The organism is Ensifer sesbaniae (assembly GCF_013283665.1).
GTDB lineage: Bacteria > Pseudomonadota > Alphaproteobacteria > Rhizobiales > Rhizobiaceae > Ensifer > Ensifer sesbaniae.
This window is the reverse complement of record NZ_JABEKU010000002.1, coordinates 1,060,183-1,073,776: the sequence shown is the minus strand read 5'-3', so window position 1 is coordinate 1,073,776 and position 13,594 is coordinate 1,060,183. Positions and strand designations below refer to the sequence as shown.

12 protein-coding genes and 1 pseudogene are annotated in these 13,594 nt (G+C 62.2%); 5 read left to right on the top strand and 8 right to left on the bottom strand.

The window, feature by feature from the left end; translation table 11 throughout:
• Nucleotides 1-28 precede the first annotated feature (28 nt).
• On the bottom strand, nt 29-2,095 hold the full coding sequence (locus tag BHMPCIPO_RS22675) for a 2Fe-2S iron-sulfur cluster-binding protein (protein WP_173519071.1): 2,067 nt from the start codon (nt 2,093-2,095) through the stop codon (nt 29-31).
• A 59-nt stretch (nt 2,096-2,154) separates the two neighbouring features.
• The gene (locus BHMPCIPO_RS22670; protein WP_173519070.1) at nt 2,155-2,766 is read right to left on the bottom strand and encodes a glutathione S-transferase family protein; all 612 of its coding nucleotides are present in this window, start codon (nt 2,764-2,766) and stop codon (nt 2,155-2,157) included.
• Nucleotides 2,767-2,912: 146 nt separating this feature from the next.
• Between BHMPCIPO_RS22670 and BHMPCIPO_RS22665 the strand changes: the two genes are divergently transcribed.
• Nucleotides 2,913-3,806, top strand: coding sequence for a LysR family transcriptional regulator (locus BHMPCIPO_RS22665; RefSeq protein ID WP_173519069.1), 894 nt, complete (start codon nt 2,913-2,915; stop codon nt 3,804-3,806).
• A gap of 29 nt (nt 3,807-3,835) precedes the next feature.
• Here the strand turns inward: BHMPCIPO_RS22665 and BHMPCIPO_RS22660 are convergent, their stop codons facing one another.
• Both BHMPCIPO_RS22660 and BHMPCIPO_RS22655 read right to left on the bottom strand, forming a co-directional pair.
• On the bottom strand, nt 3,836-4,639 hold the full coding sequence (locus tag BHMPCIPO_RS22660; RefSeq protein WP_173519068.1) for a LytR/AlgR family response regulator transcription factor: 804 nt from the start codon (nt 4,637-4,639) through the stop codon (nt 3,836-3,838).
• The gene (locus BHMPCIPO_RS22655; protein ID WP_173519067.1) at nt 4,636-5,730 is read right to left on the bottom strand and encodes a sensor histidine kinase; all 1,095 of its coding nucleotides are present in this window, start codon (nt 5,728-5,730) and stop codon (nt 4,636-4,638) included. The genes BHMPCIPO_RS22660 and BHMPCIPO_RS22655 overlap by 4 nt, the downstream gene beginning before the upstream one ends.
• Before the next feature lie 227 nt (nt 5,731-5,957).
• Between BHMPCIPO_RS22655 and BHMPCIPO_RS22650 the strand changes: the two genes are divergently transcribed.
• Nucleotides 5,958-9,056: an autotransporter family protein gene (locus BHMPCIPO_RS22650; RefSeq protein ID WP_173519066.1), complete on the top strand. Its 3,099-nt coding sequence runs from the start codon at nt 5,958-5,960 to the stop codon at nt 9,054-9,056.
• Nucleotides 9,056-9,595: an invasion associated locus B family protein gene (locus tag BHMPCIPO_RS22645; RefSeq protein WP_246304507.1), complete on the top strand. Its 540-nt coding sequence runs from the start codon at nt 9,056-9,058 to the stop codon at nt 9,593-9,595. The genes BHMPCIPO_RS22650 and BHMPCIPO_RS22645 overlap by 1 nt, the downstream gene beginning before the upstream one ends.
• Nucleotides 9,596-9,626: 31 nt before the next feature.
• Here the strand turns inward: BHMPCIPO_RS22645 and BHMPCIPO_RS22640 are convergent.
• The 3 genes and pseudogenes from BHMPCIPO_RS22640 to BHMPCIPO_RS22630 form a co-directional block, all read right to left on the bottom strand.
• A pseudogene (locus tag BHMPCIPO_RS22640) lies at nt 9,627-10,652 on the bottom strand (PAS domain-containing sensor histidine kinase); the annotation flags it as partial.
• Between the two features lie 316 nt (nt 10,653-10,968).
• On the bottom strand, nt 10,969-11,658 hold the full coding sequence (locus BHMPCIPO_RS22635) for a hydrolase (RefSeq protein WP_173519065.1): 690 nt from the start codon (nt 11,656-11,658) through the stop codon (nt 10,969-10,971).
• Between the two features lie 134 nt (nt 11,659-11,792).
• Nucleotides 11,793-11,993: a hypothetical protein gene (locus BHMPCIPO_RS22630; RefSeq protein ID WP_173518217.1), complete on the bottom strand. Its 201-nt coding sequence runs from the start codon at nt 11,991-11,993 to the stop codon at nt 11,793-11,795.
• Between BHMPCIPO_RS22630 and BHMPCIPO_RS22625 the strand changes: the two genes are divergently transcribed.
• Together BHMPCIPO_RS22625 and BHMPCIPO_RS22620 are read left to right on the top strand one after the other, a co-directional pair.
• Nucleotides 11,929-12,426: a BA14K family protein gene (locus tag BHMPCIPO_RS22625; protein ID WP_173519064.1), complete on the top strand. Its 498-nt coding sequence runs from the start codon at nt 11,929-11,931 to the stop codon at nt 12,424-12,426. The genes BHMPCIPO_RS22630 and BHMPCIPO_RS22625 overlap by 65 nt on opposite strands.
• Before the next feature lie 164 nt (nt 12,427-12,590).
• On the top strand, nt 12,591-12,818 hold the full coding sequence (locus BHMPCIPO_RS22620) for a hypothetical protein (RefSeq protein WP_173519063.1): 228 nt from the start codon (nt 12,591-12,593) through the stop codon (nt 12,816-12,818).
• A 469-nt stretch (nt 12,819-13,287) separates the two neighbouring features.
• Here BHMPCIPO_RS22620 and BHMPCIPO_RS22615 read toward each other — a convergent pair whose 3' ends face one another.
• Nucleotides 13,288-13,554, bottom strand: a complete 267-nt coding sequence (locus tag BHMPCIPO_RS22615) for a DUF2277 domain-containing protein (protein ID WP_173519062.1) — start codon at nt 13,552-13,554, stop codon at nt 13,288-13,290.
• Nucleotides 13,555-13,594: the final 40 nt, after the last annotated feature.

Here is a 13,594-nt window from a genome sequence, read left to right as displayed (position 1 = left end):
CGATGTCCATCAATAGCCGATACATGGCTTAGAGCGAAAGATGCAGCTTGTGTTCCTCGTCTTCAGCCGGAACGGCACAGCAGATCAGCGCTTCGTCCTCTGCCACCGGGAAAGAGGGCGCGGACGGATAGGTCACTTTTCCTTCGAGCACCGACGTCCTGCAGGATCCGCAACTGCCGTTGCGGCAGCCGAATTCGGGTGTCAGCCCGCGCGCTTCGGCGAGATCGAGCAGATTGCCGTCGCCCGGTTGCCAGCGGGCCTCCTTGGCGGATTTCGCAAAGACGACGTGGACGGGAACGCTCGCCGGCGGTGCCATGATCGGCTGAGAACCGCCATCCGGCCGCCGTGTCAGCGACGAGAGCCCAAAGGCTTCCGCATGGATGCGGGCGTCGGCCACATTGAGCGCGCGAAGACCATCATAGAGGGACTGCGTGAAGGCCGCCGGGCCGCACAGATAGAAGTCGTAGTCGTCGAAAGGCAGGGTGGCTTTCAGATGAGTGAGATCGATCCGGCCACTGACGTCATAGTCCTGCCCTTCGGTCGCGCCCTCCGGTTGGCTGAGCGCGCGCACGAGGCGGATATTGCCTTGGCCTTCCTCGACCAGAGCGGCGATTTCCCGGTCGAAGGCACGTTCCTCCAAGGAGCGGGCGGCCTGAAAAAGCCAGGTCGGACGCGTGCGGCGCTTGCGGCGACCCTCGTGGACGATGTGCTGGAGCATGGCCACCATCGGCGTGATGCCGACGCCGGCGCCGATCAGCGCCGCCGGTCGCCGCTCCGTGCCATCGATCGTGAAACTGCCGGCTGGCGCACGCGCTTCGATCCGGTCACCGGGTTTGAGCCCGTGCAGTTGCCGTGAAACCATGCCGTCCTTCTTGACGCTGATGCGATAGAGCGCATCGGTCGGGGCGGAGGAGAGCGTGTAGCTTCGGACAAGAGCCTTGCCGTTCGCGTCTGTCCGCATCCGGATCGGCAGGTGCTGGCCGGCCCGGTGGGCCATGAGGCCGACACCATCGTCCGGCGCGAGGTAGAGCGAGCGGATCGTCGTACTTTCCTCTTCGACGCGCGCAACCCGGAACGGCCGCCACTTTTCGGCCAGGGTCGCGGCCTGCAGGCGTGCCTTCGCTTGCTCCCAGTCGCCTGTCGTCAGCAGGTTGGGCGACCAACCACCATCCTCGAAGGCCCAGCGAAGCGGCAGGCCATCCTGGCGATAAACGACCTGTTCGGGCCGGAAGCGCCACAGGCGTTCGGCACCCTGGAAGGCGGCGACCTCGGGCGAAGACAGAATGACCTCGGCGCTACCGGTCAGCTGCAGCATGTCGCCGGTCGCGAAGTCGATGAACAGCAGACCGGCGCGCGGATTGACCATGAAGTTGCCGAGCGTGTTGAAGAACAGGTTGCCGGAGAAGTCGGGGATCGTGAGAACGTCATCGTCGCCGATCTCGACGAAACCAGCCTTTCCGCCGCGATGGGAGACATCGACCTGCCGCTCGCCGGTATCGCGGTCGAAATAGGAGGCGACGAAAAAGGTATCGGCATTGGCGATGATCGCCCGGGCGCGCTCGTCGAGCGCCGTGTAGCGGACCGGCCGGTGCGATGCCGGATCGTGCGGGGCACGGGAAAAGGAGAATTGCCGGAGCTGGATATATTGCGGGCAGTTGCCGAAACTCTGGCGCACACGAATGGTGAACCCGTCGTCGCCCTCACGCAGGATCGCGCCGTTCAGCCGGTTGCGGCGCCGGGTTTCGAGCTGGATGCCGAGCATGCCGATCGAATGGGCGTCATCCATGCCGGCATCCGCCGGATCATCGGGTTCGCGCGGCAGCCGCACGTCGAGGTTCAAGGCGTCGGGAGCCTGCATGAAGCCGGGGGCTGCGGCGCGCATCGTCGCCCAGACGTCACCTTTTGCGTCGACCGCGCCGAAGACAGCGAATGGCAGCATGGGGAAGAACCGCTGGTGCTGCTCGGGCATGAAGCTGCGCACGAAGTTCCGCCCCGTTGCATCCATGCGTTCGACGACTCCGAGGCTGCGCTGGATGGCAAGTTCGCCTTCGTGCCAGGGAGAGTCCGGCCGTTTCTGTTGTGCATTGTCCGGCATGATCTGAAACCTCGTTGGGGTGAGGGCGGGACAGGGTGGCTGCCCCGGGGCCCGGTTCGTCAGGCGGCGAGGCCGACAGCCGTCTTCTGGAAGCCGACGAAGCCGGGCAGGCGCTCGATGCGGGCAAGCCAGGCCCGGACCTGGGCATAGTCGGAGAGGTCGACATTGCCCTCGGGCGCGGCGGAAACGTAGCTGTAGAGCGAAACGTCGGCGATGGTCGGCCGGGCGCCGAGCAGGAAGTCGCGGCCGGTCAGTTCAGCATCGATCTGCGCCAGCACGCGATGCGCCCGGGCAATCGCCTCTTCCGCCCGCAGATTGGCGCCGAACACGGTGACGAGCCGGGCAGCCGCCGGGCCAAAGGCGATATCGCCGGCGGCAACCGAAAGCCATTTCTGTACCTTGGCGGCCAAGGCCGGATCTTCCGGGAGCCAGTCGATGCGGCCGAGCTTCTTGGCGAGATAGACGAGGATGGCATTGGAGTCCGCAATGATGGTGCCGTCGTCATCGAGAACCGGAACCTGACCGAACGGATTGAGCTTCAGGAACTCCGGCTCCTTGTGTGCCCGGGCCTTGAGATCCACGTCGATCAGTTCGTGCGGTACGCCGAGCAGCGACAGAAAGAGCTGTGCCCGGTGTGAATGGCCGGACAGCGGATGGCGATAGAGTTTCATGGGGGATGTCCCTCGAGTGCGTGAGAACCGTCGCGGCCCTCCGGCGGTTCGGGATGAACCGCCTTCGAGAGCAATCTATGACTTTCCAATTTTTGGCAGTAGAATGGATATTCGGTAGTCAGATTCTCATTTTTTGGAAGGAAAGAATGGACCGTCTCGACGCCATGGGCGTTCTGCTTGCCGTCATCGAGAATGGCAGCCTGTCGGCCGCCTCGCGGCAGCTCAAGGTGCCGCTTGCCACCGTCAGCCGGAAAGTTTCGGAACTCGAGACGCATCTTGGCGCCCAGCTCATCACCCGGACGAACCGCAAAGTCCTTCTGACGGAAACCGGCCGCTCCTATGTGGAAGCGGCCAAGGAGATCCTGGCGCGCGTCGAAGAGGCGGAAAGAGTGGCCGCCGGTGAATACAGCGCGGTCAAGGGCGACCTGACGATCTCTGCTCCGATCGTCTTCGGCCGCCTGCACGTCCTTCCGGTCGTCGTGGACTTCCTGAAGGCTCATCCCCAGATCGACATGCGGCTGGCGCTGAGTGACCGGTTTGCCAATCTCGTTGACGACCACATCGACGTGGCGCTTCGGATCGGTAATCTTCCCGATAGCAATCTGGTTGCGACCAAGCTCGGCACCGTCCGCCGCGTGGTCTATGCAAGCCCCGATTATGTCGCGCGGCTCGGCGCGCCCCAGCATCCGAACAAGCTCGCCGAGCATGACTGCATCACCTTCGAAAACGTCACGGCCGCCCATGTCTGGCGCTTTCTCGACGATGGGCGCGAACTGGCTGCGCCGATCCGGTCGCGGCTGATCGTCAACACGGCGGAATCGGCCGTCGATGCCGCCATCGCCGGCCTCGGCCTGACGCGGGTGCTTTCCTATCAGGTGGCGCGTCCCGTCGCAGAGGGGTTGCTCGTTCCCTTGCTGGAGGCGTTCGAACACCCGCCGCTTCCGGTCCAGCTGGTCTATCTGCCGCAGGGTCTGGTGCCGATGAAGCTCAGGGCGTTCGTGGATTTTGCGGTGCCACGGCTGCGCGGAGTCTTGCGCTAAGTATGTCGCGATCTTCCGCGCGCGGCCCTTCAAGCGCTTGGTGGGCGCTCGGCGGTGGTCGGCCGGATATGGCGCGCATAGGTCCGCCCGACGCGGATTTCGCTGCCATCGGAGAGCAGGGCGATAAGGGCAGCAAAGGGGGCCTGCTTGAGTCCCATGATGCAGTCGCGGCGCACGATCCAACTGCGATGTAGCCTCAGAAACTCGGCCGGGTCGAGCCGGCGTTCGAGCGATGCGAGACTTTCGTGATGCAGATAGGACCGACCCTCGATATGGATGCGGACATAGTCGCGCTCCGCCTGGAAACGCACGACCCGATCAAGCGCGATGCGAACGAATTCTCCGCGGGACTTGATCCAGAGATCGGCCGACTGGGCTTCGTGTTTGCGCAGTGCCTGTCGCAGCGCATGCACGGTTTCGTTGAGTTCCAATACACGTTCGGTGCTCGTTCGCGCCGCAATCGCCACGCGCGCCCGCTCGATTGCGGTGCGCAGGCGGTTCGCCTCGATCGGCTTGGTGACATAGTCGACGGCAGCCGCCTCGAAGGCGCGAAGCGCATAGTGATCGAAGGCGGTCACGAAGACGACTGCGGGCGCATTGCTCCCCAGCTTCCCCAGGATGTCGAAGCCGGTGCCGCCAGGCATCTGGATATCGAGCAGGATCACGTCCGGCTGCAGCTCGGCGATGAGGTCGCAGGCCTGCTGGACATTGCCGGCGGCTCCCAATACCTCGACGTCTGGCATTGCGCCGAGCAGGCGCAGCAGGCGACGTCTGGCGAGCGGCTCATCGTCGATGACGAGGATCGAAAGGGAGACTGTCTGGATTTCGTTCATGCAAGCCTCAGCGGTATCGTAATTGCGGCTCTGAAACGCCTGGGCGTCACCAGCCCGGATACACAGGCGCCGACACCCGGAAAGCGCGCCTGGACGCGGTCGGCGACATTCTTGAGGCCGATCCCGGTGCCGGAGGTCTGGCGCCGGCCATTGTCGGCCTCTGCGGCAATATCGTTCTCGACGGTGATTTCGAGCGCCTGGCCGACCTTGGCCGCGCTGATGACGATCTCGACCTGTTCTGGCGAGCGGCCGACGCCGTGTTTGACCGCGTTCTCGATCAGGGGTTGCAGGATCAGGCTCGGCACCAGCGCCTCTTCCAGGCCGCTGGCAATGTCCATCCTGAGTTTCATCCGGTCGGAGTAACGCTCGCCTTCGATGTGAAGATAACCGGCCTGCAGGGCCAGTTCATCCGCCAGCCGCACGTCGTGCAAGGGATCGAGCTCCAGGGTCGTGCGCAGAAAGTTTGAAAGCGACATCACCATGCGCGTTGCGGCAACGGTCTGCCCTTCCTCGATCAGTCCGGCGATGGAGTTCAGCGTGTTGAACAGGAAGTGCGGATTGACCTGGTAGCGGAGAGCCCGCATTTGCGCCGCGAGCGCCTCCTCGCGCGTGATCGCCAGGCGTCGCTCGCGTTCGCGCAGCTCGAAACTGTAGAGCAGCGCGACGAAAAAGAACGACCAGCCGACGAAGGTCGCCATGCTGTAGACGAGCGTATAGCCGATGCTGGTCCAGTCGACCGTGATCGGATCGGGACGCACGATCACAAGGTAGAGCATGAAGTCGACGCCGGTATTGGCGAATGCGGCCACGAGCGAAGTTGCAAAACCGACGACGATCTTGATTGCGATATGGTGCCGCCGCACGCCAAACATCGCCGCGGCGATGCCATAGGAAAAGGTCATGCCGCAGATCATCAGGAGCAGCTTTCCCGGTGCCGACATGATCGGATCGATTCCGAGTATGCCCCACAGGATGCTGCTGATGATGAATTCAATGAACCAATAGAGAAATCCGAGCCAGAGCGTCGCGCGCCGCACGCTGGCGATATAGGCGCCTTCGTCCACTGAATTGGTTTCATCTTCTGGTTTCATGCCATTTTTATGGTTGAAGCGGGCGCCGATGTCGATTGCCGTTCGTCGGCGAAATCAAGCCGTCTGCAGAAAGCCACAACCCTTCAGCGCTGCAATTTGCCGTTTGCAGAAACCGGAATTCTCCCCTTTCGCCGGCTTGCTATAGCCGCCCATGACCCGCGCGTCCCGGCGAAACCGTTCGCCTGGGAGTTGTGCGCAAACATGTGCAAATGAAAAAGGGGCAGACATTGATTATCTCTGCGAAGGCGGACGTTTCGAGGATCAACCTTCTGAGTTCGACCGCGCTTGGCCGCGCCGGTCTTCTCTCGATGATGCTGGCGGCCGCACCGTTCATCCCGTCTCCGGCGAACGCGGCCGGGTTGCTCGTTCCGGGCGACACAACCTGGACCGGCGACCATACGATCAACGGCAACCTGGTGATCCGCGGCGGCACCGGCGGCGCCACCCTGACGATCAAGGACGGCGCCAAGGTTGAAAGCACCAACGGCTACATCGCCGATGGCCGCGGTTCCGTCGGAACGGTCGTCGTCTCCGGTCCAGGCTCGACCTGGAACATTGTCGATAGCAATCCGAACGGCTATCGCGCGCTCTTCGTCGGCGGCTTCGAAAACGGCATCTATGGCGGCAAGGGCACGTTGATCATCGAGAACGGCGGCACGGTCTCAGCCAAGGAAACCTATGTCGGTTCGCTACAGGAAGGCGACGGAACGCTCGTGGTGCGCGGCGCCGGCTCCATGCTTTCCACCGATTATCTGGGTGTCGCCGATGGTGCGCTGACGCTCAACACCGCCGCAGTCAGGATCGAGAACGGCGGTCTCATCAATTCCAGGACGGCCTACTTCGAGAACGGCACGGTTCTGGTGACTGGCGAGAATTCGCGCTGGGTCAATACCGGCGAGTTGACGATCGGCGACAGCCTCACGATCGAGAAGGGCGCCGTCGTCTCGACCAACACCGCCGTCCTGCAGGAAGACGAGAGCGTCGACACAATCCAAGCCTATGTCGATGGCGCCGGCAGCGAGCTCAAGGTTGCCGACACGCTGACGATCGGCGATAGCGGCAGGGTCAACCTTTCCGTCGCAAACGGCGGCAAGCTTTCGGCGGGCGGCGGCATCGTGCTTTCCGGCATCGGTGGCGTCAACAACGAAGGCATGGGCAGCCTGACGATCGGCGGCAAAGTCGACCTGAACAATATCGCCGAGCCCATTGCTCGGCAGGCGCAGGCGGCGGGCACGGTCGATCCGGCGGCGAAGATCGATTTCGGCCCGCGAAGGGGTTACGTCAATTTCAACCATACGAACGCGGGTTACGAGTTTGCCAACACGATCGGTGGCAAGGGCACGATCAGCAATTTCTCCGGCGAAACCATCGTCAGCGGCGACCTGACGAAATTCTACGGCAAGGTGAACGTTTCCGGCGGCAAGCTGGTGCTGAAGAGCAACCTCGACACGATCGACAATGATCCGGATACCGGCATTACGGACTACAGCGAGACCCGGTTCGAAGTGACCGGTGGAACACTGATCGTCGACGGCGAGACGGGACGGGTTGAGGGCGATCGTTTCTATACGAATGAGGTGGACGTGTTCGGCGAGATGAACCGCATCCGCGATCCGAACTCGACCTCTTTCGGCAGGCTGGGCGGCTCCGGCACAGTCGGCGACACCTACATCGACTCGAAGGCGATCATCTCGCCCGGCAACAGTTCCACCGGCACGCTGACGGTCGTGGGGCGGCTCGATATGGCGACCGGTTCGATCTACGAGGCGGACATCGCCGGCGACGGCCGTTCCGACCGGATCGTCGTCAAGAGCATTGGCACCAACGAAAACACCGGTATCGCCAAGATCGGCAGCGGTACCAACGTTCAGGTCACCGCACTCGACGCGAACACCAGCTACAAGACCGGACAGACCTATACGATCCTGACCGCGGATCGGGCGATCGAGGGGAAGTTCGCCGAAGCGATCTCGAAATCCGCCTTCCTCGAAGTGTCGCTCGACCAGAAGGAAAAGCAGGTCGACCTCAAGATCAAGGTCAAAAACGGGGGCACGGAGCCCAAGCCAGGCGAACCGAAGCCCGGGGAACCAAAGCCGGGCGAGCCGAAACCGGGTGAACCCAAGCCCGGCGAACCGAAACCCGGCGAACCCGAGCCCGGCGTCTTTGAAGGCGAAGCTGCCACGGGCAACCAGCGACAGGCGGCGCTGGCCCTCAACACGCTCGGCCAGAGCGGCCCTTCGCTCGGGCTCTACAATGCCCTGATCCTGCTGGACGGCGATGCAGCACGTCGGGCCTTCGACCTTTTGTCGGGCGAAGTCCATGCTTCGGCGCAGACGGCGTTGATCAACGACAGCAGTCTGTTGCGCAACGCCGCGAACGACCGCATTCGCGCAGCCTTCGACGACGTGGCAGCGGCGGATGTCCCGGTTCTGGCCTATGGTCCGGAAGACAAAATCACAACCGGTGCCGTCGGGGCGATCAACGCGGCATCGGTGGCCCGGCCGGCGATGGCCGGCTGGGGCCAGGTGTTCGGCTCCTGGACCAACACCGACGGCAACGGCAACGCTGGCGCGCTTGACCAGTCGACGGGCGGTTTCGTCACCGGCTTCGATGCCGCGGTCTCGGACAATGCTTTGATCGGCATCATGGCCGCCTACAGCCGGACGAACTTCGATGTCGACAGCCGTGCCTCCAGCGGCGACAGCGACAACTACCACCTCGGTGTCTATAGTGGCGGCCGCTGGGGTGATGTCGCGCTGCGGTCGGGCCTGGCCTACACCTGGCATTCGATCAACACCGCGCGCTCCGTTGCCTTCCCCGGTTTCACCGACCAGTTGAAGGCCGATTACGATGCCGGAACCTTCCAGGCGTTCGGCGAAGTCGGCTACCGCATCGATCTGCCGAGTGTCGCGCTCGAGCCCTTTGCGAACCTCGCTTATGTCAGCCTGCACACTGACGGCTTCACCGAGCGCGGTGCCGCGGCAGCGCTTTCGAGCCGGAGCAACACAACCGATACGACCTTCACGACGCTCGGTCTGCGTGCTTCTGCGCCGCTCAGCCTTGGCCCGACCGACGCAAAGGTGCGCGGCATGCTCGGCTGGCAACACGCCTTCGGCGACACGACGCCGTTCTCGACCATGGCCTTTGGCACGGGCAGTGCGTTCTCGGTGGCCGGGACGCCGATCGCCGAAGATGCCGCAATCATCGAGGCCGGCATCGATTTCGCACTGACGGGCAATGCCAGCCTCGGCATCACCTACACCGGCCAGTTCGGCTCCGGCACGACGCAGAATGCGGTCGACGCCAAGCTTGACGTACGCTTCTGATGCGTCGGTTCGTGTGGCTCTCGACAATGCTGGTGGCGACATTCGTCGCCAGCACGCCGCTCCATGGCGAGGACGCGGCGGCTGGAAAGGCTTCTGCACCCTCCCAGCTTTCCGAAACTTATGAGGACTGGAGCGTGGCCTGCGCCGAGGTCGCGGGTAAAAGGCACTGCATCCTGTCACAGCGGCAGTTTCACAAGAGCGGCCAGCATGTGCTGACGCTCGAGCTTCGGCCGGCTGAAACGGCCGGTCTGGAGGGGAGCCTCGCGCTTCCGTTCGGCCTCTATCTGGAAAAGGGCGTCACGCTTGGCGTCGATGAGGCGACCGGCGGCAAGCCGACGCCATTCCGAACCTGCCTGCCCATCGGCTGCATCGTATCGTTGACCTTTACCGAGGGCACGGTCGCCTCGCTGCGCAGTGGAACGACGCTGAAAATCGGTGGCCATGCGAGCGATACGGAAAAGGACGTCGCGTTCTCGGTGTCGCTCAAAGGCTTTGCGGCGGCATTGGACCGCGTGCTTGCACTTTCCGGCAAGGCGTAGGCCAACGTCGTGCTTGCGCGTCACGGCCCAATCAGGGCGAGGTGGGTTCGTCCCACCCGCCTTGTAGGGCCGCATCGACAGAACACACCAGACCCGACGGGTGATAGCTGATCTCCACCTGGCCATTCAGTTCGGCAGCCAATAGGGTTTGAATTAGGCGCGAGCCAAACCCTTTGCGTGATGGCTGCTTTACCACCGGACCGCCAGATTCCTGCCAGCGCAGCGTCAACCGGGTCGGTGGGCCGGTCTGCAGAGACCAGGTGATCGAGATCCGGCCGCGCCCGGTCGATAACGCGCCATACTTTGCAGCATTCGTAGCGAGTTCATGCAGCGCCAAGGACAGCGATACGACCATCCTCGTCGGTACCTGGACCTGCGGGCCGGAAACGACAAACCGTTCCTGTGCGTAGGGGGAGATTGCCTGGTTGATGATCGTCTTCAACTCCGCCCGTTCCCAATTTCCATTGGTGAGCAGGTCGTGCGCTCGTGCCATCGAAACAAGACGCGCCTCAAAAGCCTCCACCTCTCCGACATCCGTTGTGTCGCTGCGCCCGAGGGTCTGCCGGGCAATTGCCAGGACGGTCGCAAACACGTTTTTGACGCGATGGTTCAGTTCACCGACCAAGACGGTCTGAAGGCGCTCCGCCTCCTTCCGCACCGTAATGTCGTGAGCCAATTTCGAAGCGCCGATGTCGTGCATCCGTAACGTCAGCAGTTCGGCTTCGCTGTAGCCGACGATTTCGCAGAAACGATTGTTGACCAGAAGGAAGCGGCCCGTCAGGTCCGTCTGGCTGATGCCGGCGGCCGACTGCGAGAAAATGGCGCGAAGTCGCTCTTCACTTGATTTTAAGGCGCCCTCGAACTTCACCCGCTCCGTCGTTTCGTTGACGATGCAGAAAACGCCACGAACTTTTTGTTTTTCGTCGCGGACGGGCGAATAGGAGATATCGAAATAAACTGTTTCGGGGTAACCGTGACGCTCGATATAAAAGGGACGGTCTTTCGCAACCACTGTCTCGCCGCGCTCCAGCACGCGCCGCAGTAAAGGTTCAAGATCATGGCCGGTTCCTTTCCCCCGTGTGGCGGGGCGAAAGGCAAAATAGGAAAACTATTGCTTTCTAAAATGCGCGCGGAACATCGGACCGTCAACATAATTTGGAAAGCAGGTGTATTCCTTAATCGTTAATGCTGAAGTTGCACTTGGGAGCCCCGATAATGCTTGCGACAGGACCTGACCCAAAGCTGGATCAGCGCCGGGTTGCTAGGGCGCGTGGATGCGGACTGAACGAAAAGGCCGCCCCCTCAGGGCCGGCCTTGTCTTCTTCCTGGCGACTGTGCGTATTTGCTGGTGTTCACCCAAGCAAGCTTGGCGATCACTTCGCCGGGTTCGGGCCGATCGTCTTGCCATGTGCGACGCGTTCGGCTGCCTTGTGAACCATAGTGTAGGCATAGTCGATGCCCATGCCGTAGGCGCCGGAATGCTCCTTCACGATTGCAGTGACCGCGTCGTAGGTTTCCCGATGCGCCCAGTCGCGCTGCCACTCCAGGAGGACCTGCTGCCAGGTGACCGGGACGACGCCGGCCTGAACCATCCGGTCCATGGCGTATTTGTGCGCATCGGCGGACGTGCCGCCGGATGCATCGGCAACCATGTAGATCTCATAGTCGGTGTCATGCATGCAGGACAGTGCGAAGGTGGTGTTGCAGACCTCCGTCCAGAGCCCGGAAACAATCACTTTCTTTCGGCCGTTCGCGGCATTTTTTGCCAGTGCGTCGCGGACGTTCTGATCGTCCCATGAATTCATCGAGGTGCGCTCGAGGATGTCGTTTTCTGGGAAGACGCTCAGCAGCTCGGGGTAGGTGTGGCCGGAGAAGGAACCGGTTTCGACAGTCGTGATCGTCGTCGGGATGTTGAAGACCTTGGCCGCCTTGGCCAGGCCGACGACATTGTTCTTCAGGACCTGCCGATCGATCGACTGAACGCCGAAAGCCATCTGTGGTTGCTGGTCGATGAAGATCAGCTGGCTGTTGGCGGGGGTCAGGACTTCGAGCTTGCTGGACATGTCTTCTCTCCTCAGTGGTGGCCGCCGGCGGGCGGGTATGGAATTCGTTGGGCCATCCTGGCCCGTCGGTTGCTGCCGATGAAGTGAGATTAGCGCGGCTGATCGCGCCGAAGAATAGAAATAATATCTGCAATTTAATTGCAGTAAATGAAATAATTGGAATGGCTTTGGCTTCCACCGACCACGACCGGGCGCAGCATCCCAACGCAGTGCTTCGGCGCCATTTCCGATGTATAATTGGGGTCAAGCAGGGAAAATGGAGGTAAGCCGATGAACAGGCTAACGATCATTGCCTTGTCCGTGGCGTCGACGCTGACGAGCGTTCCGTCGGCCATGGCATTTCCTACAGCCGCGGACGTCCCGAAGATCGAGGCGACGCAAGCGCAACTGGTTCAGTACCGGCGATACGGTGGCGGCTACCACGGTGGCTACCGCGGACACCATCACGGTGGCAGTGACGATTGGGCCTGGGCGCTCGGCGGGCTGGCCGTCGGGACGATCATCGGTGGAGCGCTGGCGCAGCCGCGCTACTATGGCCCAAGCTACTACGGTGACGGCTATTACGACCAAGGCTACTATGGCCCAACCTACTATCGTCCGCGCTACTATGCGCCACGCTACTATGCGCCGCGCTATTATCGTCAGACCTATTACGGCGGCGACGCGCATACAAGCTGGTGCTATGCCCGTTACCGGTCTTACAGGGCTTACGACAACACGTTCCAGCCCTATTACGGTCCGCGGCGGATCTGCGTCTCGCCCTACTGACGGGTCCACAGGCTTTCTTGAGAAGGTCACCGCTCGACGAACAGAGTGACCACCGCCTTTCGATCAGCCGGCAGCACCTGCCGGCACGGTGCCTCCGATCCGGCTGCGGTTCAACGGTCCGGCTGCCTAAACCAGTGGGTCGCGGCGATATCGGAGTTGATCCTGTGCAGATCGCGGACGAGGTCGATGGAGAGCGCATTGCCCCTGGTATCGGCGGCAAGGCCGCCGAGGCAAAAGCCATCGTCAACCGGATGCTCGTCACCAATCGCCGCCCTCTGGCATGGGTCACCAGGCGAATCCGCCCAGCGCCCCTGCTGAAGAAAGCGCAAATCACAGAGCCGAAGAAATGGGAGCTCCGCCAAGGCGTTGCGGCAAGTTCGGCCTGTGCATAACCGGTGGATAGAATTGCGGACAACCCGGGCAGCTCCGAGGCCGGGCTTTCGGATCGAGAAAACCGCCCTAGCATGCAGATGCGGCCGATCCCACGGTCGCTAGTGTAGCAGCTATATCATCGGGACCGGTGTTTCGCGCCGGTCCCGATCCTCTATCCAGATCTTTCTTTGGTCGTAGGCGCCGCTTCGCCGAAGCATGGCGTGGATTTGCTCCTGTGCGGCACGCGCATAGCTGCATTGCACAATAATTGTTTTCCAGATGGTTAAAAATCAGGCATAAAGCCCACAGCTGATGCACATGGCGGTTCTCCTCCCAATGCCGCCGCAGCAGCTGTTCCCCTCTGGAGGTTTATTGACCTTCACACCTTATGGGCCGCGGTCTTCCGTCGGCCCTTTTTTCTTTCTGGCCCCTCTTTCCTCCCTCCGCTCCGCAATCGGCCTTGCAGCCAAGGCATGAGGCTGCGTCGACTCAGGCGAAGCGGATCGCGTTCCTGGCGCGGGCCTTGGCGGCCTCTTCCTCGCGGTTGCGCGGCGGCTGCGACGTTTCGAGTGAATCGAGCAATTCCCGGGCGCATGCGGCGATCGAATTGACCGCGTGCTCGAAGGCCGACTCGTTGCGCTTGGACGGTTTGGTCGTTCCGCTCAGTTTGCGCACGAATTGCAGCGCGGCGTCATGGATTTCCGCGTCCGTCGCCGGCGGCTCGAAATTGAACAGGGGTTTTATGTTTCGGCACATGACAAGCTCCCGGTCCTCTTCGTTCTCGCTCCTGAGGCCC